Annotated in this window: 23 protein-coding genes; 7 read left to right on the forward strand and 16 right to left on the reverse strand. The window is 65.6% G+C overall.

Annotated elements, in window-relative coordinates; genetic code table 11:
* Together GLP40_RS32700 and GLP40_RS32705 are read left to right on the forward strand one after the other, a co-directional pair.
* Positions 1–136 (forward strand): GvpL/GvpF family gas vesicle protein (locus GLP40_RS32700; RefSeq protein ID WP_196054881.1); only part of this gene is annotated, 136 nt, incomplete at its 5' end.
* 357 nt (positions 137–493) lie between these two features.
* Positions 494–1333 carry a site-specific integrase gene (locus GLP40_RS32705; protein ID WP_230330165.1) on the forward strand — a complete coding sequence of 280 codons (840 nt, stop codon included), beginning with the start codon at positions 494–496 and terminating at the stop codon, positions 1331–1333.
* A gap of 261 nt (positions 1334–1594) precedes the next feature.
* Here GLP40_RS32705 and GLP40_RS32710 read toward each other — a convergent pair whose 3' ends face one another.
* The 9 genes from GLP40_RS32710 to GLP40_RS32750 all read right to left on the reverse strand — a co-directional run bounded on the left by GLP40_RS32710 (position 1595) and on the right by GLP40_RS32750 (position 8589).
* Complete coding sequence (locus tag GLP40_RS32710) at positions 1595–2509, reverse strand: LysR family transcriptional regulator (protein ID WP_328290933.1); 915 nt, start codon at positions 2507–2509, stop codon at positions 1595–1597.
* Between the two features lie 57 nt (positions 2510–2566).
* On the reverse strand, positions 2567–2752 hold the full coding sequence (locus GLP40_RS32715) for a tautomerase family protein (protein ID WP_154791895.1): 186 nt from the start codon (positions 2750–2752) through the stop codon (positions 2567–2569).
* Between the two features lies 1 nt (position 2753).
* Positions 2754–3530, reverse strand: a complete 777-nt coding sequence (locus GLP40_RS32720; RefSeq protein WP_154791896.1) for a 2-keto-4-pentenoate hydratase — start codon at positions 3528–3530, stop codon at positions 2754–2756.
* The gene (locus GLP40_RS32725; RefSeq protein WP_196054882.1) at positions 3527–4309 is read right to left on the reverse strand and encodes an alpha/beta fold hydrolase; all 783 of its coding nucleotides are present in this window, start codon (positions 4307–4309) and stop codon (positions 3527–3529) included. The genes GLP40_RS32720 and GLP40_RS32725 overlap by 4 nt, the downstream gene beginning before the upstream one ends.
* Positions 4310–4391: 82 nt before the next feature.
* Positions 4392–4724 (reverse strand): hypothetical protein, encoded by a 333-nt coding sequence (locus GLP40_RS32730; protein ID WP_154791898.1) that lies wholly within the window; start codon positions 4722–4724, stop codon positions 4392–4394.
* Positions 4725–5349: 625 nt separating this feature from the next.
* The gene (locus GLP40_RS32735) at positions 5350–6078 is read right to left on the reverse strand and encodes a TetR/AcrR family transcriptional regulator (RefSeq protein ID WP_154791899.1); all 729 of its coding nucleotides are present in this window, start codon (positions 6076–6078) and stop codon (positions 5350–5352) included.
* A 73-nt stretch (positions 6079–6151) separates the two neighbouring features.
* Positions 6152–7378 (reverse strand): cytochrome P450, encoded by a 1227-nt coding sequence (locus GLP40_RS32740; RefSeq protein WP_328290934.1) that lies wholly within the window; start codon positions 7376–7378, stop codon positions 6152–6154.
* 427 nt (positions 7379–7805) lie between these two features.
* Entirely contained in the window at positions 7806–8018 is a 213-nt protein-coding gene (locus GLP40_RS32745) for a DUF397 domain-containing protein (RefSeq protein ID WP_154791900.1), read from the reverse strand.
* The gene (locus tag GLP40_RS32750) at positions 8005–8589 is read right to left on the reverse strand and encodes a DUF5753 domain-containing protein (protein ID WP_154791901.1); all 585 of its coding nucleotides are present in this window, start codon (positions 8587–8589) and stop codon (positions 8005–8007) included. Before GLP40_RS32750 ends, GLP40_RS32745 begins: the two co-directional genes overlap by 14 nt.
* Positions 8590–9100: 511 nt before the next feature.
* On the opposite strand from GLP40_RS32750, the gene GLP40_RS32755 reads away from it, so the two are divergent.
* Entirely contained in the window at positions 9101–9490 is a 390-nt protein-coding gene (locus tag GLP40_RS32755; protein ID WP_154791902.1) for a hypothetical protein, read from the forward strand.
* Complete coding sequence (locus GLP40_RS32760) at positions 9477–9782, forward strand: hypothetical protein (RefSeq protein WP_154791903.1); 306 nt, start codon at positions 9477–9479, stop codon at positions 9780–9782. The genes GLP40_RS32755 and GLP40_RS32760 overlap by 14 nt, the downstream gene beginning before the upstream one ends.
* A 229-nt stretch (positions 9783–10011) precedes the next feature.
* Here the strand turns inward: GLP40_RS32760 and GLP40_RS32765 are convergent, their stop codons facing one another.
* From GLP40_RS32765 to GLP40_RS32775, 3 genes are all read right to left on the reverse strand, one after another.
* Positions 10012–10851 carry a glycosyltransferase family 2 protein gene (locus tag GLP40_RS32765; protein WP_154791904.1) on the reverse strand — a complete coding sequence of 280 codons (840 nt, stop codon included), beginning with the start codon at positions 10849–10851 and terminating at the stop codon, positions 10012–10014.
* Positions 10848–12245 (reverse strand): polysaccharide pyruvyl transferase family protein, encoded by a 1398-nt coding sequence (locus GLP40_RS32770; protein ID WP_328290935.1) that lies wholly within the window; start codon positions 12243–12245, stop codon positions 10848–10850. Before GLP40_RS32770 ends, GLP40_RS32765 begins: the two co-directional genes overlap by 4 nt.
* A 146-nt stretch (positions 12246–12391) precedes the next feature.
* A complete protein-coding gene (locus GLP40_RS32775; protein ID WP_196054883.1) occupies positions 12392–14029 on the reverse strand; it encodes a serine/threonine-protein kinase in 1638 nt (545 codons plus the stop codon).
* A gap of 201 nt (positions 14030–14230) precedes the next feature.
* Between GLP40_RS32775 and GLP40_RS32780 the strand changes: the two genes are divergently transcribed.
* Together GLP40_RS32780 and GLP40_RS32785 are read left to right on the forward strand one after the other, a co-directional pair.
* Complete coding sequence (locus GLP40_RS32780) at positions 14231–14971, forward strand: SDR family NAD(P)-dependent oxidoreductase (protein ID WP_328290936.1); 741 nt, start codon at positions 14231–14233, stop codon at positions 14969–14971.
* Positions 14972–14982: 11 nt separating this feature from the next.
* On the forward strand, positions 14983–15843 hold the full coding sequence (locus GLP40_RS32785) for an amidohydrolase family protein (protein WP_196054884.1): 861 nt from the start codon (positions 14983–14985) through the stop codon (positions 15841–15843).
* Positions 15844–16016: 173 nt separating this feature from the next.
* On the opposite strand, the gene infA is transcribed toward GLP40_RS32785, so the two are convergent.
* The 4 genes from infA to GLP40_RS32805 form a co-directional block, all read right to left on the reverse strand.
* A complete protein-coding gene (gene infA / locus GLP40_RS32790) occupies positions 16017–16241 on the reverse strand; it encodes a translation initiation factor IF-1 (protein ID WP_154791909.1) in 225 nt (74 codons plus the stop codon).
* A complete protein-coding gene (locus GLP40_RS32795) occupies positions 16238–17035 on the reverse strand; it encodes a GNAT family N-acetyltransferase (protein ID WP_154791910.1) in 798 nt (265 codons plus the stop codon). The genes infA and GLP40_RS32795 overlap by 4 nt, the downstream gene beginning before the upstream one ends.
* A gap of 198 nt (positions 17036–17233) precedes the next feature.
* Positions 17234–17458, reverse strand: a complete 225-nt coding sequence (locus GLP40_RS32800) for a LapA family protein (protein ID WP_328290937.1) — start codon at positions 17456–17458, stop codon at positions 17234–17236.
* 257 nt (positions 17459–17715) lie between these two features.
* Complete coding sequence (locus GLP40_RS32805; protein ID WP_154791911.1) at positions 17716–17982, reverse strand: hypothetical protein; 267 nt, start codon at positions 17980–17982, stop codon at positions 17716–17718.
* Between the two features lie 372 nt (positions 17983–18354).
* On the opposite strand from GLP40_RS32805, the gene rpoB reads away from it, so the two are divergent.
* Positions 18355–20396, forward strand: a 2042-nt coding sequence (gene rpoB / locus GLP40_RS32810) for a DNA-directed RNA polymerase subunit beta (RefSeq protein ID WP_328290938.1), incomplete at its 3' end; no start/stop codon positions are given.

Consider the following 20396-nt stretch of genomic DNA (forward strand, 5'->3'; position numbering starts at 1 on the left):
CGAATCGGCCCGGGAACAAGAGCTGGAGGACACCGTGCGCCGGCTCGTCGCGGACTGGGACGGCCGGGTGGAGCTCGATTTGCTCGGACCGATGGCGGCCTACGACTTCGTCACCAAGCCAGCCCCCACAGGGTGACGCCGTCCGAAAATTACCTCGACCCCTCCCCGTCCGATCGGGTGCGCCAGGCCGGGCCCGATGAGCTCGATCTCGGGGGTGCAGACTCCGGGAATCGGCTCGGACGGCTCGGCCGAGAATGATGAACGGGGAACCTTGTTGGATTTTCGGCGATTACTACTTCTGCCGCCAATTGCATCGGATGCGAACTCGCGACGGTATGTACACGGGCGGTTCGAGGGCCGCAAATCCAGCCGCTGCCAGTGGGATTCGGCTGTGTCCGCACCGACGAGGGTAGACGGCTGAAGGTCCCAAAGCGGTCTGTCTGACGCAACTGCCTGCGGGTTTCACCACCACCGCTACGCGACCTGGCACCTGTTGCCCCAGCTCCGAGCCAAAGCCGAGCGCAAACCGATCACCCCATCAAGCCGGCGCCACGCCCACGACCAGGTCACGCAGGCAACCCGGTTCCTGGAATGGCTTGCAGTCCAAGGAATTACGCTCTCCACCTGCCGCCAGTCCGATATCGATTCCTGGCACGTCGGCAACGGTCCTCACCGCCGGGCATGCCTTCGCACGTTCTTGTTGTGGTGCATCGAAACCAAACTCGTCCAACGCTTCTACCTGCCCACCCGGCAGTCGAACCGAGCATCACCGATGCCGCCCGAAGACCGCCTCGAGCTGATCGGGCAGGCGCTTACCGACGAGGACCGGCCACTACGTTCGCGCGCGGCGGCCATGATCGTCCTGCTCTATGCCCAGCCGCTCAGCCGCGTCACCCGACTCTCTATCGACGACGTCATCCGCGACGGCGACCACGTGCTCCTGCGGCTCGGCGACCCACCGTCCCCGGTCCCGGAACCGGTCGCCGACATCCTGGTGGCTTGGATCGAGAACCGCACCAATATGAACACCGCGACGAACCGCAACTCGCGCTGGCTGTTCCCTGGCAGACGCGCCGGACAACCGATGCACCCCGACACGCTCGGCGGTCTGGTCAAGGCACTCGGCGTCTCCAATGTTCTCGCTCGGACCTCCGCCATGCGTCAGCACGTCCAGCAGACGCCTGCCCCGGTCGTCGCCGATGCCCTCGGCTATCACCCTGTCACCACTACCAAACTCGCCTCAGAAGCGGCGACCACCTGGAGCCGCTACGTCACCGCGCCCAGATTCCGGTCACCTGCCGGTTGGAAACCGTCGACAACCCGCGACAGTTGAATACGCGACCTCACCAGTCCGGGACCCCTACGAACACCGATCAACCGGGGTACCGGCTGCGTTTGACGCGCCGCTTCTTCGCGACATCGAGCATCGAGACCTGTCGCCGACCCTGGTCCATTTCGTGGACCGTGGGCGGCCGACCGGGCCGGTAGTGCCCGTCGAGATCGACCAGTTGAGTGCGGTGGAGCGGTTGGACGCGATCGTGATGCAGGAGGAAATCTGCGCGTCCGCTACCTACTCCGGCGAGTGGAGGTCCGGTCAGGCCGCATGCACCAACTGGTAGCCGGTGATTGTGCGCAGTTCGGCGATCATGCGGCCGATCAGCGGCTCGGGGGCGCGATCGGTCCACACGACGGCCAGCTCGAAGGTCCCGCCGTCGGTGACGGGGATCCAGCGCAACTTGGCGATAGGCGCGAGAGAGCTGATCGGCTCTGGGGCCATCCAAATGCCTTTGCCCCTGGCTACCTGAAGCAGGCAATCCTCCAGACTGCTCGAACGCGCGCCGCGGGGCGCCGCGGCGCCATCGGGTCGGGGGTCCACAAGCCAATAGTCTTCAGCCTCAGCGCAAGTGAGCACCTCCGGACGCAGCACCGGATCATTTGCCAGTTCGGCGAGGGTGACCGTTTGTCGCTGTGCGAGTGGATGGCGGTCCGGCACTGCGACGGCTCGCGCATCCGTACGGATCACCGCGTGGTTCAGCCCGATATCTCCGATGGGCAGCCACATGAACGCGGCGTCCGCCTGCCCGCTTGTCAACAGCTCCAGTTCATCCGCCGGTGTGGAAACACTGGTCAGCTCGACATCGAGTCCGGGAAAGCGGGCTTCCATCGCCTCGGCCACATCGACGGCGAACAGGTTGGTGGCATAAGGGCAACACGCCAGCCGGACAGCTCCGGTCTGCGTTTGCGCAGCCCTGCGTACCCGCACCACCAACGTGCTCCAGTCGGCTACCACCTTGGCGCCGCCAGCGGCCAACTCTTCGCCTGCCGCCGTCAGTAGCACGCCTCTGGAGGTACGGACGAGAAGAGTCACCCCGAGGGATCGTTCCAGCTGCTGGAGCTGCGCCGATACAGCCTGTTGGGTCAGATGCAGCCGGCGGGCAGCCCGAGTGATGTTCAATTCTTCCGAAACAACCAGGAACGACTCCACATGCCGTACATCGAGGTCGACCACCCGAGCATGGTAGCCGACCTTTAGCGACCGGACGGTCCATCGAACGGCCTGTGGCATTCACCGTTCGGCGATGGTGACGTCGCCTGCTGCCCAATGTGTCGCCGGAACCTCACGCACGATGACTCGTACTGCGGCGGGTGAATCGTCGAGCACTCGTACGGCCGCGGCGTGCAATTCGTGTATGAGCAGGCGCAACGTCTCCTGGGTGCGCCCCTCCACGACGGATACATCGATCAAAGGCATGTCATGCTCCCACCATGAAGTCGATGGAACCGAGCGTCGCGAACGCAACGTGAACGTGGTTGCCCGGTACAACGCGGGCCGCGTCCACCAGCCCACCGGTCAAAACGATCCAGCCTGCCTCGATGGCGTAGCCACGTTCGGACAGGGCATTGGCTGCCAGCGCGAGCGCCTCGGCGGGATTGCCTAGTACCGCTGCTCCCGTGGCGGTTCCCACCGTCGTTCCGTCGACCCGCATCCGACACGATTCGGCGACAACGTCGATATTTGTGGCCGCCAATGCCTCGATGCCCAGGTAATAGCCCGCCGCCGAGGCGTTGTCTGCGATGACATCCGCAAGGGTGAAACGAAAGTCGCGGAATCGGCTGTCGATTACCTCGACGCCTGCCCGTACCTCTGCGACGGCCGCTAATGCCGATTCGGCCGTCACGCCAGGACCGGCCAGCCGCCGCGCCATCACGAACACGATCTCCGGCTCGACGCGCGGATGAATGAATCGATTCACCGGCAACGGTTGCTCGGCAGACAGTGCCATCGTGTCGGTCAACCAGCCGGTCAGCGGCGTGGACACACCCATAGCTCGCTGCTTGGCCCGGGATGTCAGTCCGAGTTTGATACCGGTGATGCGCTGTCCGCGCGCGAGCCGCTGCTGCACGCCTGCGGTCTGAATGCCATACGCGGCGGCCACGTCCAAGTCGGGCCAGGTGACAGTCAGTGGATCGCCGTCGTGGCGTAGCCGTTCGCGCTCCACCAGTAGCCGGACCGCGTCGGGATGGCTCATCGTTGCGCCTCGGCGAGAAATGTGGTGACCAGCTCGGCGAGCTCGGCCGGACGCTCTTCGGGCAACAGGTGCCCACAACCGGGAAGTACGATCCCCTCGGCGTCGGGAGCCAGGTGCCGGACGAAGTCCACCATGTTGTGGCCCAGCGACCGCTCACCCGCGACCGCAAGTACCGGAATTGTCAACGGACTCGCCGCGGCCCGGCGTATCTGTTCGGCGCTGATCCAGGTGTTCGCGTAGTAGGCGCAACTCGTGCGTACAGCGTCGTCGTCACCGTAAGCACGAACGTACACGGCGATATCCTCGGGTGTCAGCGCATCCGGCGTCGAGCGGGCCATCTGCTCCACGATCCAGTGGAAGAACACCTCCTGCTTGCCGCTGAGAAGCTGCTCCGGCAACCCCGGCGTGGCGAGAAACGGAAAGAACCACAGCGGATTCCAGGCGTGCGAGAAGTTCAGCAGGTTTTCACCGCCCGCACCGGGGATGCTTGCCTCCAGAGCGATGAAGGAACGAACTAGATGACGTTCGGTGGCAGACAGGTGGTAGCCGATCGGCGTGCCCCAATCGTGGCCGATCACGTGCACAACCTCGGCACCGACGTCAGCCAGCAGTCGAGCGATATCGGCGGCGGCCGTGGCAACATCGAAGCCCGACGCCGGCCGCTCCGTCTCTCCCCAGCCGCGTAGATCCGGCGCTATGACGTAATACTTTTCGGCCAATACCGGGATCAGATGCCGCCATTCGTACCAGGTCTGCGGCCACCCGTGCAGCAGCACCACCGGATCGCCCGCACCGGCGGTGACCCAATGCATCCGAAGGTCACCGACCGACCCGTATTCGTGCTTGAGTGCGGACACGATTTCAGCTCCGGTCCGCGTGCTCGGCGTAACGGCTCAGGTCGACGAGTTCGGCCAGCCGTGGGGTGAAGACGTTGTAAACCGGTGTAACGGTTACCTCGAACGTCGGCGCATCGCCCACTTCCCGGATTATCGGGAACAGGGTGTCCTCCAGGAACAGTTCGAATTCTTCCTTGTCGTCCCAGATCTCGATCACCCGGATACCCTCGGACGTCGCGGTCGCGATGTGCAGATAGATACTCCCGAGCGGACGCGCTTCCACACCCATTCGGTCGATGACAGCGTCGTATGCCTTCGTGGTGAAGCCTTCGACATCGAGTATGCCGAGCACCGCCATGTGGTGTCCTTCCTGATCCGTACTGGTTGCTGTACTCACATCCTGCTCGCATCAGAGTTGCTGCAGAAACAAAGGATTTCGGTGGCAGCGACAACAACCGCTGGTCGGGCATGCAACACGCTGCCGTCGAAGAACATCCTGGACCGAGATCCCGCTGCAGCCTGCGGAATTGCGGATCGCGATCTTCGCCTGAATCGAACGCATCCCCCGACCGGCCGGTCGGTCCGCGTTACTGAGACTGGAACCCGAACAGTAGGGTTGCGCGCAATGCGCGTCGAGGGCGTGTTCGGCACGCAGCGCCTCGTCCCACCCCGACGAGATCCTGGCACTGGCCAAGGAAACGGGTTTCGCTGCCGCCCAACATGTTTCACCAGGCACCTTGATCGAGCGCTACTTCACCGGCCGCACCGACGGGCTTCGCGGGGTTCCAGACTGGTGAGGTCGCGTATTCAACCGTCGACAATCCGCGACAGTTGAATACGCGACCTCACCAGTCCGGAACCCCCTTTCGTGTTCGTCTCCGATGGTCATCCCGGCGTCCGCGTCGTTGACGCCTGCGGACGCTCACGGCCACGAGCATGACCATCGGCCGCAGCCGTAGCCGAGGGTGATGAGCAGCTGGAGCTCAGCTGGCGACCAGGCCGATCCCGCGGCCGATGTCGGCGAGGGTGGAGTCGAAGAGAACGTCGGGGTGGCTGACGGGGATGGGGTAGTTGCCGAAGACTTCGAGGGTTACGTGGCCGTAGAGGCGGGCCCAGAATTGGATCATGACGTAGCTGACGCCCAGGTCGAGCTTTTCCGCGGGGAACTTCTGGCCCGAATCGGCGAGGACGCGCAGCAGGTCCGTTTGGAACTTGACGAGGTCGTCGCGCAGCTCCGGGGGGATGAGTTCGGTGGGCGGGGTGACCACGTCGTAGTCGGTGAGGAGGCGGCCGGCGGCGCTGAGGAAGATGCGGCCGACCGGTTCGCCGAATTGCTGCATGGCGCTGGTGATTCCAGCGCCCACCGGAGAGGCGAAGACCAGGGTGAATTCGCGGGAGTGGGTGAGGGCCCAGCGGCGGAAGCCACGGCAGATGGCGAAGAAGCGCACGCCCGCGTCGTCGGGCAGGCCCTCGATGGCGGCCTCCAAATCCCTTGCCAGATCGGCGCATACGTCGGTGCGCACGGCGGTGACGAGGTCGTCACGGGATTCGTAGTACCGATAGAGGGCGGGAGCGGTGATGCCCAGCTCCCGCGCGATGGCCCGCAGCGTCATCGCGTCGGGCCCTTGCTCGACCAGCAGTGACCGCGCGACGCGGCGGATGTCGGCGTCGCTGACCGCCGGCACCCGGCCACGTCGGCGAGGTTCTGTCATGCTGACTCCAATTTTCGAACGAGCGGGGCCCCTACGTGGTTGCGCAAGCCGCCGCCTCCGGGGGCCTGACCGCTCATTCGTACGCGACTTCCCAGCTCTTGATGCCGTTGAGCCAGCCCGAGCGCAGCCGCACCGGCTCGGAGACCTGGCGCAGGTTCGGCATGACGTCAGCGATGGCGTTGAAGATCAGATCCAGCTGCAGGCGAGCCAGATTCGCGCCCACGCAGTAGTGGGTGCCGGTGCCGCCGAAGCCGACGTGCGGGTTGGGGTTGCGCAGCACGTTGAACTTGTAGGGGTCTTCGAAGTAGTTCTCGTCGAAGTTGGCGGCGCTGTAGAACATGCCGACGCGCTGGCCCTTCTGGATGAGCTGGCCGCTGACCTCGACGTCCTCCATGGCGGTGCGCTGGAAGGCGATGACCGGCGTGGCCCAGCGGACGATCTCGTCGGGAGCCGTGCGCGGACGCTGCTCCTTGTAGAGTTCCCACTGGTCCGGATTGTCCACGAACGCTTTCATACCATGCGTGGTGGCGTTTCGGGTGGTCTCGTTGCCGGCGACCGACAGCAGGATCACGAACCAGGCGAATTCGTCGGAAGCCAGGGACTCGCCGTCGATGTCGGCCTGCAGCAGGGTGGAGGCGATGTCGTCCATGGGGCAGGCGCGGCGCTGCTCGGCCAGGTTCCAGGAGTAGCCCATGACCTCGGCGGTGGCGACCTTGTGGTCACCGTTGAACTCCGGGTCGTCGTAGCCGATCATCTGGTTGGACCAGTCGAAGATCTTGCCGCGGTCTTCTTGCGGGATGCCGATGAGTTCGGCGATGGCCTGCAGCGGCAGTTCGCAGGCGACCTGCTCGACGAAGTTGCCGCTGCCGTTCTTCTTGGCCTCGTGCACGATTCGCTCGGCGCGCTCGCGCAGCGCGTTGCGCAGCGACTCGATGGCGCGCGGCGTGAAGCCCTTGGAGATGATCCGGCGCAGCTTGGTGTGCCGCGGCGGGTCCATGTTCAGCAGCAGGTAGCGCTGCACCTCGATCTCTTCGCGGGTGATGTCGCCGTAGAAGCGGATGACCGCGGTGTTCTCCTCGTTGGAGAAGGTCTCCGGGCTCGTCGAGATCGCCTTGATGTCATCCATCTTGGAGACGGCCCAGTAGCCGCCGTCGTCGAAGCCGGTCAGACCATTGGCCTGCGGCACCCAGAAGGGCTTGGCCTGCTTGCGGAGAGCTGCGAATTCCTCGACGGGCAGGCGCTGGGCCAGCAGGTCGGGATCGGTGAAGTCGAAACCGGTGGGGATGGACGGCGCGGACACGGAACCTCCTCTGGAACACGTTCGGGGTTGAGTGAACCACACCACACAGGGGTTTGTGAACACCTATTACTAAATAGCGTTCATTTGATGTGTCACGGCTGCCCCGACCTCGAACCGAACCGCCTCGTCGGCAATCTCGGCGAGCGGTTCGGGGTCGAAGCGAGCAACGGTGTCCAGTGCCGAGTACCACCGGCCGAAGCCTCGGCCAGCGGTCGACCGATCTCGCGACGTGCGGCACCTTGCTCAGCGGCGGGTACATCCGCGAGCGCCCCGACGAGGGCGTCCGCGATCCGAGAGAGCAGCCCAGGACGAATATCTCTTCGCCACCCGCACGTAGCAGATCGCGAGTCTTGAACGCGGTCAGTGCCACCCGCGCTGCTGCTACTTCCAATACCCCCGTCGCACATCAACATTCAAGGGGCACTGGTCAGGATGGGCCGTTGAATTTCCCGTCGATCACGTGGGCGGTGAAGGCGTCCCACTGTCCGGGTGTGAACATCAGGGCGGGGCCGGTCGGGTTCTTGGAGTCGCGGATTCCGACGCTACCTTCCGAAAGCCAGGCGACCTCGACACAATCGCTTTGGCTGCCGCTGTGACTGCTCTTGAACCATTCGGCCCCGGACAGGTCAATGCTGGCCATACTCGAACTCCTTCGTGACCCGGCGCACCAGATCCCGGGTTGGCTTGTCCTCCAGCGCAGCGCTCCTGATCGCCGAGGCGTACTCACTATAGAGCCGCACATCATCGGGCTTCTCCAGGTAGACATCCTGGGTTGGGCCGCCCTCGATGAACACGACCGGCGGCTCGACCGACCCTTCCCCGGCGATAAGGTCGAACTCGAGAATCGTGAACGACCCGTGTGGCATGCCCCAGGCCAATCCTGCCGAATAGGGGTGCGCGCGCACCGTAACGTTCGACAGTTTCGATACCTCGGCAAGATGCCGTAGCTGAGCAGCCATAACGCGTGGGTTGCCGACGACCCGGTGTAGGGCGGATTCGTGCAAGAGAACTTCCAGCGCAACGGGATTGGTCTTGCGGTGGACGATCGCTTGCCGCTTCATGCGATGCTCGACCCGACGGTCTATGTCGGCCGCGCTGGTGAAGCCAGGGTAGGCACTGATGACCGCTCGGGCGTAGTCCACGGTCTGCAATAGACCGGGAATGTGCTCATGGTAGGTGACCAGTCGTCGCGCGGCGGCCTCGAGCCCCACGTACATATTGAACGCATCCGAGTACAACCCGCCGTACGCGTGATACCAGCCTTGCGCCCTGGCAACAGTTGCCAGGTCGATTGTGGCGGCGGTATCGGCAGCGCCGATGCCGTAGACCTCGCAGAGTGCGCGTACGTCCTGCTTGCGAACCTTCTGAGTCTGGCCGGCCCGATGCGCTGAAGAGCGGAGGCGGAGAGGTCGGCCAGTTTTGCGGCAATGGCGAGCGTGAATCCGTTGGCTTCCCGTGATTCTCGGAGAAACCGGCCGAGTTGCCGTCGCGGGAGAGTAGAGCTCGGGATGAGCTCAGAGTCGTCGTCGTGTGGACTGGTCATGTCATCGTCCCATCACTGGGAAATCGGATCGATTGGATCGTGAAATCGGTTGAGGAGCAATGCGACTTCGGATTGGTTCCTGGACCTACAGATGACTTGCGAGCGGGAAACCGATTTCACTGTAACCGCTTCATCGCCGGTGGTGTGCTGGAACCACAGCGACGGCAGGGAGGAACACGATGTCCAGCAACAGCCAGTGGTCGGTGCAAGCGATCATCGCCAGCATCGAACGTGAGAAGCGGCGGACCGAGGAGGCCGAGCTGGTCACGGAGGAGATTCCCGTGGTCGGGTATTCGGTGCGCGGATTGTGGGCGTGCTACTCCGATCCCGGCGAACTTACTGCCGCACAGGCGCATACGGCGATGCAGCTGCACCTGGAATGCGGTGTGGATACCTGCTGGGTGCGTTGGCGTGCTCGGGCCGCCTTGGTCGCGGCCCGGCGGATGATCCTCGATCCACGCGCCGACCGGACGCCCTCCAGAGCGAGCCGATCGCTGTTCACGCTGTGGCGGGCCGTGGTGCTCGCTTGCGGTGCGGTGCTTGTCGGTGGCCGCCATGCCCTCCGATGACCCCGACGCGATCGAGATTCAGGTCATTCAGGATGTGCTCGACACCGTCGAGGCTCGGCTGCGCGAGCAGGAGCGCTGTGGGTTGCGGTTGACCGTGCCGCGGTCACGGATTTTCGCCGTCGTGTTGCACGCGGTCATCAGCAGCGCGCGCGAATCCTACGGCTGCCGCGCCACACTCGACCGGGCCGGCATTCTGGACGCGATCTTCGACGGCGTCGAGCCCACGAACGCGGCGAACGCCACGCATCCGGTTGACCACGCCATTCGACACCACAGCGTGAATACGAACTGAAGCCGCTGCCCTCGTCAGGGCGCACACCGCGGATGCGGTGCGCACCCCGACCGGAGTTCTCACGTCGGCAGGCGCCCCCGCCGCGGGTGACCGCGCCGATCGTCTTGGCGATCGGCAGGAGATCCACGACCATCGACCAGTTCTCGACGGTGAACAGATCGAGGCGGGTGGCGTCCTCGGCGGTTCGTCGGTCCGTGTTCTCCGATGTGGCGATGGGCCGTGCTTGCGGCTAGTGCAGCCGGCCGGGGCGGCGCAGGACGGTGGCCACGGTGCGCACGCGGACCCTTTCGGCCGCCGCGCGGGCCAGCCGCAAGTCGCCGCCGAACACCGCGCCGCGGCCGACGTGTTGCGGGTACTCCGCGCCCAGCCGGTGGTGGAAACGCAGCATCTCGGTGAGCGTGCTGACCGTCGGGGTCTGGCCGCACGGGCTGAAACTCGAATCGCGCCAGGCGGCCAGGACTTCCGGCATCCCGTAGAAGGCGCCGAACGCGCAGACGCGGGCGATGAGGTCCGCGCCCATGGGGAAGATCAGGTCGCCGCGGAAGCCGCCGACCCGGTCGAAGTCCTGGCGGCGGAAGATCGCGGCCGCGGTCGGACCGACGTCGGCGGGACCGCGTCGCACGACGGTGCGCATGAGGGCGCGGGCGGTGCGGCGGCCCAACAGGTTCGGCAGTCCGAGGTCGGTCTCCTCGACCTCGCCCTGCTCGTCGATCACCTGGAACTTGGACGAGCAGATGGCGATTCCGTTGTCGCCCATGATCTCCAGCTGCTTGTCCAGAGCGCCGGGCAGCAGGAGGTCGCCGGCGCGGACCACTTTCACGAAGCGGCCCGAGGTCAGCGAGACGGCCTTGTTCCAGTTCTCGCCGATGGGCAGGGTCTCCTCATTGCGGTGAACCCGCACGCGAGGGTCGTCGACCGATCGCGCGATGGCGCCGGTGTCGTCGCTGCTGGCATTGTCCAGGATGATCACCTCGATATCGGTGTCCTGGTCCAGAATCGAGCGCAGCGTCCTCTCCAGGGCGCGGCCGGAATTGTAGGTCGGGACGCACACCGACAGGAGGTTCCTCATCCTTCCCCCTGAACTGGTTCGGCTGATCCACCGGGCAGGCCCGCACCTCCCGCCAGGAGCCCGTACACCCGATCCAGACCCGCGCGGTTAGCGTCGATCTGCTCAGCTGCCCTCTGCTGCAGCGCATCCCGCAGTTCCGGCGCGGATTCCCACAACTGGCGAATCGCGCGTGACAGTTCGCCGTCAAGGTTGTCCACGTCCAGATGCACGATGCGTAGTCCCTCACCGGCCGCGTCGGCGCCGAACATGTCGGCCAACCCATAGAATTTGTCGTCGTAGTACTGCGAGGCCGTGACAGCTACGGCCGGAATACCCTGGGAGAGAGCGAAAACCGCGAGGTGGTAGGCGCTGGTGACCAGCACCCGGCAGCGGGAGACCTGGCGTGCCACCTCCTGGGCCGTTCCCGCGCGCCCGATGGCGGGCCTGGTGCGGACGGCTCCGGCCAGCAGCGGCAAGGTATGTCGACGGTCCTCGTCGTCGTATTCGGAGATGATGAGCGGGGCCAGCGAGGTATTCAGCTCGGCGGCCTCGCGGCGGACCACCGCGCCGAGGGTGTCGCGGGCCGAGTCGCTCACCTTGAAATCGTCCGAAATGCGCAGGCACAGACCGAGATCGGTGCCGATGCAGGGACGTCGCAGGCGGTACGCGAATTCCACCGCGTCGTCCCCGGTGACCAGGATCCTGTCCGCGGCGACGCCGAGCTCGGCCAGCAGTCGAGGGCCGCGCCGGCCCTCGCGCAGGGCGATGAGGTCGGCGCCGGGCAGCACCTCGGCGGCGCGGCGCAGCAGCTCGCGATCGCGCATGGGACCCATGCCCTGACCGATCATGACGTTCGGAATGCCCCGGCGCTGGGCTGCTTCCAGTAGGTTGAGGGTGCGGTGGGCCTGATAGAGGTCGACATCGGTCATGTAGCCGCCCCCCTGGGCGATGACCAGGTCGGCGTCGGCGAGCGCTCCGGGGACCGGCGGCAGGTCGGGCATGCCGGCGGGTTCGGGTTTCCGCTCCCCGGTGCTGAGGACATGCACCTCCTTGCGCACCCAGTCCTTCGCGCCGCGCAGATAGTGCTTGGGCACCTCGGTGGCCGACCGCCAGCGCATGGCCGCGGGGCCGAGCACGTGCAACCCGGCCGTCTCCTCCAACCAGCCCGCCAGACCGCTGCGGCCCCAGTCCCCGCCGGAGTTCGCCACCACGGGTTCGGCCTGCGGCAGCACGCCGCGCAGAATGTGGGGTTCGTCGGTGAGCATGCCGATGCGGGCGTGCGGCCAGCGTTCCCGCAGACGTTCGACGGTCATCACCATCATGGCGATATCGCCGCGGTCACGTAACCAGTACTCGCCGTTGTCGACGAGGATTTTGATCTTCCCGGCACCATCCCCCGCGCCAGAGTTCCCCACGCTCGATTCCTTCCGACGCTCGGCCCGAGCACGAATCCGGAGCGAATCTATCGCACGACAGTCCTTCACGCTATACGGAGACCGGACTCGGGACATGCGAAATCGGTTCGCTCACAAGATCATCGAAACAGGTCGAACCGAACCGGTCAGCTGGGAAACAGGGGGCTGACCAAGTTGCCGCACAGCCACTTGCCGTCCACGTAGTCCATGGAAATGGTGATCTTCGAATGGTTGCTGGTGTCGGCCGCGCCCTTGGTGGAGTTGATCTGGGTGACGTCGACCGCGAATTCGTAGTGGCCGGCGCCGCCCGAGGTGACGGTGCAAGTGGCATCGGCGGCGCGAGTGTGTTCGGAATCCGACTCCAGCAGAATGCGAATGGTGGGCAACAGGGTTTCCGCCTGGGACTTCCAGGTGCCGGTCGCGCCCGCGATCACCTCGGTCTGCCAGTTGTCGCCATTGCCGTATTCGTAGGTCGTCACGAGCTTGGCGTAGTCGCAGGCGGCCTGGGTGGCCGCGGTCGAGTCGGCGGCGGCCGGAGGCTGTGCCGTCGTATGGCCGCCGCCGCTGAGGGCGGAACGAAATGCGCCCGTGCCGAATCCCGCACCGAGACCGCCGGCCAGCACCACAGCGACGGCGACGCCCGCGATGAGCCACCCGCGGCCGCGGTGACGTGGCGGGGCGGCGGGCGCGGGGTTCGGCGCCGCGAGCTGCGGCGGAGCGGCGTCGATGGGATGCGATCCGCTGCCGGCCGGGCCGCCGTAGGACGGCGGCGCGACGGTGAACGCGTTCGGCTGGACATTGATCTGGGCCACCGTGGGCATGCTGGGTTCGGTGGTCGCACCGGTGAACTTGCTCGGGTCGAAGCCCATCCGCGACTGCGGCGCAGGGATATTCACCGACCCGAGACCGGGGCCGTCCTGGCGGACCCAGCGTCCCGGGGATCCGGTCGCGGTGAGCGCCCGCTGGGCCGCCGCGGCCAGTTCGCCGCAGCTGCCGAATCGCTGATCCCGATTCTTGGCGAGCGCCCGTTCGATCACCACGTCGAAGGTGGCCGGGACGGCAGGGTGGACCAGGCTCGGCCGGGGAATCTCTGCCCCGAGGTGGGCCGCCACCAGCTGCGCGGTGGTCTCGCCCGGGTATGGCAGCTGTCCCGTGAGCATGTGGAACAGCGTGCAGCCCAGCGCATACACGTCCGCCCGGTGGTCGGTGTCGCCGCGCAGCTCGAACTGTTCGGGTGCGGCGTACTGGAAGCTGGCGTACATCTCCCCCGTGCGGGTCAGCGTGCTGGTCTGGTCGACCGCCTTCGCGATCCCGAAGTCCGCCAGATAAACCCGTTGATCCGGCCCCCAGGCCAGAAGAATATTGGCCGGTTTCACATCCCGGTGCAGGACTCCGGCCCGATGCGCGTGGTCCAGCGCCCGCGCGGTCTCCCCGATGACGCGCACCGCGTGGTCGGGACGGATCGGCCCTTCCCGCAGCACCGCCGACACATCGGTCCCCTCGATGTACTGCATGGCCATCCAGAGCCGATGGTCGTCATCGCCCCGGGCGTACACCGCAACGATATTCGGATGCGACAGCCGGGCCGCGGTATCGGCCTCCCGCAGGAACCGGGCCCGCACCTCGGGATCGTCGGCCTTGCCCGAGGCCAATAGTTTCAGCGCGACCGAGCGCGGCAGATCTCGATCCCTGGCGAGATAGACCTCTCCCATCCCGCCCACCCCGAGCAGCCGTTCAACGGTGTACCCCGCGAATATCTGCCCCTGCGCGAGTGTCCGCCCCACAGCCTGCTTACCTCCGACCACATCGTGCCCGCCGATCACCGTAAACCAGATCCGGCACCGCGGCCCGGGCGTTAATCGCCGCGCAGCAGCGGACGCGACCAGGATGCTCACCCGAATCGCGGACATTGTGTCGCGCAATTCTTGCCGACCGACTATTCATTGAATCCGAGGGATTCGAGGACAGCGGAACAGGGTGAGGCAGTGGGTGGTGTCGGAGCGGGGTCCGGCGCTCTGGTGACCGGTGGGGCGGGGGATATCGGTCGCGCGGTGGCGCGGCGGTTGGTGAATGCCGGGCGGCCGGTGTGGGTCGCGGATGTCGATGCCGAGGCGGCGCGGGAGTGCGCGGCGCGGCTGGGACCGGCAGCGGCTGCGCTGGAACTGGATCTGGCGCGGGCCGACAGCATCGAGGCCGCCGCGGGGGAGGTCGCCGGGCGGATCTCCGCGCTCGTGCACTGCGCGGGCGTGGCCATCGTGGATCCGTTCCTGGACAGCGAGATCAGCGACTGGGACCTCATGTTCCAGGTGAACCTGCGCGGGCCCATGCAGCTCACCCAGCGGTTGCTGCCCGCACTCCAGGAGGCCGACGCCGCGCGCCTGGTCTTCGTCGCCTCCGACGGGGCCCGCGCGGGAGCCTCCGGTGAAACCGCCTACGCCGCCTCCAAGTCCGGCCTCTTCGGTTTCGCCAAGTCGCTGGCCCGCGAGGTGGCCCGGCACCGGGTCACCGTCAACGTGGTCTGCCCCGGCCCGATCGACGGTCACATGGTCGCCCACACCATGGCCCGCCACCCCGAAACCCTCACCGCGCTCGCAAAAGCCATCCCCCTCAAACGCTTGGGTCACCCGGACGAAGTAGCCTCCCTCATCGCATGGCTGGCGAGCCCGGAAGCCAGCTACATCACCGGCCAGCTGATCAGTGTCAGCGGCGGCATCACCATGCAGTAGGAGTTCCCCTCATGCCCTCTATGCCCATCGTCGACGCCCACATGCACCTGTGGGACACCAGTGCGCACGCCTGGTATCCGGGTCTGGCGAGATTCGTCGATGCAGGAAGACCCGAGATCGCGCAGAACTTTCTGCTCGCGGACTTCGACCGGGGCATCGGCGACCTGGAGGTGGCCGGGCTGATCCACGTCTCGGCCACGACCGCGCCGCGGGCCTATCTGGACGAAATCCGTTGGGTGGATGGGATTGCCGCGGCGGACGCCCGGCCGTTCGCGATCGTCGGAGCCGTCGATCCGACCCTGGACAGGGCCGATCTGATCGACCATCTCGACCAGCAGGCGCGCACCGCGCGCTTCCGCGGGGTGCGGGTGTTCGAGGGACTGTCACCGAATACGCCTGCGGCCGACGCCATCGCGAGCTGGCTGCAGGACCACGACGGAGTCTTCGACCTGGTGACCAAGCCCGGGGAGATTCTCGACTGGATCGACTTCCTCGCGGGCTACCCGGACCTGCGGGTTGTCCTCGAACACCTGGGCTTCCCCCAGGGCCACTCCTCCGACGCGCGCAACGCTTGGCACAATGCGATCTCGCTGGCCGCCAAGGAGACCCAGTGGCTGTGCAAGCTCTCCGGCTTCGGGCTCATCTGCCGTGATCTGGCCTGGCCCACCCTCGAGTATTGGCTGGAATCCAGTGTGTCCCTGTGGGGATGGCGGCGATTGATGTTCGCCTCCAACATGCCCGTGGACTCGATGGCCGGGACGTACACCGAGCTGGTTTCGGCCATCGACCACATCGTCACCACCGACGCCACCGATCAGGAGGCCGAGTTCTTCTATCGGACCAACGCGCTCGACACCTACCGATTGGGATAGCTGATGACGCGGGCCGACGGACGGGTTGTCGGCTCCGACGAATTTCGCCACGATCACGTCCTCCACGGCCGACCGTGGACATGGGGGTGGGCTTCGAGAGGGCGGGCGACCAGCTCGTAGCCGGCCGCCCGCCCTCGCATTCGAACGGCGGATCGAGACGTTGCCTACACCCGTTACGTCCTGTACCGGAACAGGATTCGACCTCGGGTGAGGTCGTAGGGGCTCAGTTCCACGAGTACCCGGTCTTCCGGGAGGATCTTGATGTAGTTCTTTCGGATCTTGCCGCTGATGTGAGCGAGTACCTGATGGCCGTTGGAAAGCTCCACTGTGAAGGTGGCATTGCGGAGGCACTCGATGACGGTGCCCTCGATTTCGATTCCCTTCCCATTCTTCGTCATCGCAGCACCAGTTCCAGATTGCTGCTCACGCGCTGGGCACCGATGCCCTCGAACAGGGCCGTGGCCGCCGCATTGGATTCGTTCACCTCGGTCGAGGCGGTGTCGATTCCGCGGTCGTGCAGGTCCGCCAGGGTGTGGGCCAGCATGGCGCGGGCTATACCGCGGCGGTGTTGATCGGCCTGGACGGCGATCAGACCGATCCGCGGCAGTCGGGTCACCCGCACCACGCGGAGCAGGCCCACGTATCGATCGGATTGCGCTGCCGCCACGTATTTCGACGTATCCCCCACGGTATCTCGATCAGGGCCGCGCAGAATCTCGGCCGGCATCTCCTGCCAGCCGATGCTCGCTTCGACCTCGTCACGAATCACACGGTCGACGACACGCAGCGGTTCTTCCTTCGCGAGACCGGCGGGCACGATCGTGATGTCCGGTGGTGGGAGCACCGCGCGCAGCCCGGTGATGCGGGGGTCGGTGGGCACACGGTACTCCCACTCCCGGCGCCGGGACGTGAACCCCGCCCGCTCCCAACGGGACAACAGGCCGGTGTCGCTCTCGTCGACCACGGTGTGCAGTGGTCTGTGGAGCTCGGCCAGCATCGCGGTCGCGAGGTGGTCGAAGACCGGGTCATGCCAGGCGTCGATGCTGACGAACAGCCGGCCGTCGGGTCGTCTGGATAGATCGCCGTGGCCGACCACCAGGTCGTTCTCCACGGCTTGCCACCGGGTCGATGCTACCCGGGTGATTCGCACGGCGGGTTCGCCCGCGCGCGAGGTGATGTCTACAGAATTCATGGTCGTCGCCTTTCGGGATTGCCTTGTCAGACAGGCGCTCCCGGCGACAACTACAGCGTTCGCCCATCCGTGACGACGAGAGGGAGCCCCCACATCGGTACAGTGTTCATGGGTCTCACCTCCTCGCGTAATGTCACGGTAGGCAGCAGGTTAACAGACCGAACATCCCTTCGCCCAATCATTTTCGCGGCGGTCGGTTCAGCGACGGGATCGCCTGGTGAGGACGCCCACGATCCAGCCGATCGCGAACGTCACCAGCAGCACGAGCCACATCGGCGAGCGGATGGTCAGCAGCAGGAATTCGATCTCGACGCGGTGCCGGTTCTCGGCGATGAAGATCACGGCCAGCACGGTGAGGACGATCGCGATCCACTGCTTCATCGAGATCTTCGACAGCGGTGAGGGTTTGGACGGTTCGGTCACCGGGTCCTCCTATCAGTGGGCACCGCGGGCGAAGCGGTACACCGTCGTGTTGTCCGACGGACCACCGTCATGGCGTCGCCGATGGGCGCGGCCGGTACGGCGAGTGCCCTGCCCGCCGGAGCGCGCGCCGCGGAGCCCAATTCGACCAGCCCAGCAGACGAGGATGCCGACATGACATTCGACGCTAGCCGTCTCCATTCGAGGTTTGCCGTAGCTTTGCCGCGTTTCGTCCGTTTTGTTATCTACCGTGGAAATCGTCAGCGCAGACGCGTGTCGTCGGGGATCCCGCCGAGATGGCCGCATGCCGCGAAGGGAAGCCGACCCAGGCCGATCTCGACGATGTTCGCGACTCCGCGCTGCTCGGGCTTCGGGCGCAGCGCGAGGAGCAGCGAGGTTCGGGACGATGACGGATCGGGCCCGATCTCGGTCATTTCGCCGCGATCACCGACCACCATGTCACCGTCATCCACCCTCCCCACCGAGCCCACCCGCCCGACCTCGATGCACCCCGGCTCGCTTGCCATGAGACCGAACATCCTGCGGCCCAGTGATTTTCGTGACAGCCGGTGGGTCGGTAGCGGTTACCGGAAATCGACTTGACGAATTGTGAAGCGGGGTGCCATTATTGAAATGGGAAGACACCGGAATAGAGGTGTCAATTTTCTTGCGCCCCTCGACAGATGTTGACTTCGGGTGTAATTTGAGACTTCGCGCCTGGGCGGGCGCTGCCCGACACTCGAAATGTGAAATGACCGTGGAAGGTCGCACTATCTGCATGCGATTTCGTCCACCCGTTGTTGTCGAGTCATGTCCTGGGCAGCCTGCGTCGGTACGCGTGAATTACGGCCACAGGACAAGCAGATACCGCGACCGACCGCATACGCGGGCGGCGCGAGGTGCTGGAAGGACGCATCTTGGCAGTCTCGAATCAGATCAAGCGGGTCTCGTTCGCCAAATTCAATGAGCCCCTTAATGTTCCGGATCTCTTGCAGGTGCAGATGGACTCGTTCGGCTGGCTGATCGGCGCGCCGGACTGGCGGGAACGGGCAGGTGCGCGCGGTGCGGTGCGCACCAGCGGGCTCGACGAGGTGCTCGCGGAGATCAGCCCGATCGAGGATTTCGCCGGAACCATGTCACTGACCCTGTCCGAACCCCGCTTCGAGGATATCAAGACCTCGATCGAGGAGTGCAAGGACAAGGATCTCACCTACGCGGCACCGCTTTTCGTGACCGCGGAGTTCATCAACCACAACACCGGGGAGATCAAATCCCAGACGGTCTTCATGGGCGATTTCCCGATGATGACCGGCACCGGCACGTTCGTCATCAATGGCACCGAGCGCGTGGTCATCTCGCAGCTGATCCGGTCCCCCGGCGTCTATTTCGACCAGAGCGTCGACAAATCGACAGAGAAGACATTGTATTCCGCGCGCGTCATCCCATCGCGCGGCGCGTGGCTGGAGTTCGACGTGGACAAGCGCGACACCGTCGGCGTCCGTATCGACCGCAAGCGTCGCCAGCCGGTGACGGTCCTGCTCAAGGCGCTCGGCTGGACCGCCGAGCAGATTACCGAGCGGTTCGGATTCTCCGGGATCATGATGACCTCCCTGGAGAAGGACAACACGCCCGGCACCGACGAGGCGCTGCTGGACATCCACCGCAAGCTGCGTCCGGGTGAGCCGCCCACCAAGGAATCCGCGCAGGCGCTGCTGGAGAACCTGTTCTTCAAGGAGAAGCGCTACGATCTGGCCCGCGTCGGCCGCTACAAGGTCAACAAGAAACTCGGCATCCACACGGCCGAGTCCGTCGGCTCCCCCGTGCTCGCCGAGGAGGATATCGCCGCCATCATCGACTACCTGCTGCGCCTGCACGCGGGCGACAAGGTGATGACCGCGCCCGGCGGCATCGAGGTCCCGGTCGAGGTCGACGATATCGACCACTTCGGCAACCGCCGGGTGCGCACCGTCGGCGAGCTCATCCAGAATCAGTTCCGGATCGGCCTGTCGCGCATGGAACGCGTGGTGCGCGAACGCATGACGACCCAGGACATCGAGGCCGTCACCCCGCAGTCGCTGATGAACATCCGGCCCGTGGTGGCGGGCCTGCGGGAGTTCTTCGGCACCTCGCAGTTCTCGCAGTTCTTGGATCATCGGAACCCGCTGTCGAGCCTCACCCACAAGCGGCGGCTGTCCGCGCTCGGGCCCGGCGGCCTCAACCGGGAGCGAGCCAGCCTCGAGGTCCGGGATGTGCACTACAGCCACTACGGCCGCATGTGCCCGATCGAGACGCCCGAGGGGCCCAATATCGGTTTGATGGGGTATCTGTCGGTGTACGCGCGGGTCAATCCGTTCGGGTTCATCGAGACCCCGTACCGGCGGGTAGTCGACGGCCGGGTGACCGACGAGATCGACTATCTGTCCGCGGACGAGGAAGACCTGCACGTGGTGGCGCAGGCCAACGAGCCGTTCGACACCGAGGGCCGTTTCGTGTCGGATCGGATCGCGGTGCGGCGCAAGAACTCCGAGGTCGAGCTGGTGCACGCCGCCGCCATCGACTACATGGATGTGTCGCCGCGCCAGATGGTGTCGGTCGCGACCGCCATGATTCCGTTCCTCGAGCACGACGACGCCAACCGTGCCCTCATGGGCGCGAACATGCAGAAGCAGGCGGTGCCGCTCATCCGCTCGGAAGCGCCGCTGGTCGGCACCGGCATGGAGCTGCGCGCGGCGATCGATTCCGGCGACGTGGTCGTGAACCAGAAACCCGGTGTGGTGGAAGAGGTTTCGGCCGACTTCATCACCGTTATGCATCATGACGGCACCCGTCGCAGCTACCGGCTGCGTAAGTTCGAGCGTTCGAACCAGGGCACCTGCGCCAACCAGCGTCCGATCGTGGACGAGGGCATGCGCGTGGAGGCCGGGCATGTGCTCGCCGACGG

Source organism: Nocardia aurantiaca, assembly GCF_009708175.1.
In the GTDB taxonomy this organism is placed as follows: Bacteria; Actinomycetota; Actinomycetes; order Mycobacteriales; family Mycobacteriaceae; genus Nocardia; species Nocardia aurantiaca.

Coding starts and splice junctions, on each gene's coding strand:
- GLP40_RS32715 (WP_154791895.1), bottom strand. CDS start 2,752: ATGCCTTTGATCGATGTATCCGTCGTGGAGGGGCGCACCCAGGAGACG.
- GLP40_RS32720 (WP_154791896.1), bottom strand. CDS start 3,530: ATGAGCCATCCCGACGCGGTCCGGCTACTGGTGGAGCGCGAACGGCTA.
- GLP40_RS32730 (WP_154791898.1), bottom strand. CDS start 4,724: ATGGCGGTGCTCGGCATACTCGATGTCGAAGGCTTCACCACGAAGGCA.
- GLP40_RS32735 (WP_154791899.1), bottom strand. CDS start 6,078: ATGACAGAACCTCGCCGACGTGGCCGGGTGCCGGCGGTCAGCGACGCC.
- GLP40_RS32745 (WP_154791900.1), bottom strand. CDS start 8,018: ATGGCCAGCATTGACCTGTCCGGGGCCGAATGGTTCAAGAGCAGTCAC.
- GLP40_RS32755 (WP_154791902.1), top strand. CDS start 9,101: ATGTCCAGCAACAGCCAGTGGTCGGTGCAAGCGATCATCGCCAGCATC.
- GLP40_RS32760 (WP_154791903.1), top strand. CDS start 9,477: ATGCCCTCCGATGACCCCGACGCGATCGAGATTCAGGTCATTCAGGAT.
- GLP40_RS32765 (WP_154791904.1), bottom strand. CDS start 10,851: ATGAGGAACCTCCTGTCGGTGTGCGTCCCGACCTACAATTCCGGCCGC.
- GLP40_RS32785 (WP_196054884.1), top strand. CDS start 14,983: ATGCCCTCTATGCCCATCGTCGACGCCCACATGCACCTGTGGGACACC.
- infA (WP_154791909.1), bottom strand. CDS start 16,241: ATGACGAAGAATGGGAAGGGAATCGAAATCGAGGGCACCGTCATCGAG.
- GLP40_RS32795 (WP_154791910.1), bottom strand. CDS start 17,035: ATGAATTCTGTAGACATCACCTCGCGCGCGGGCGAACCCGCCGTGCGA.
- GLP40_RS32805 (WP_154791911.1), bottom strand. CDS start 17,982: ATGGCAAGCGAGCCGGGGTGCATCGAGGTCGGGCGGGTGGGCTCGGTG.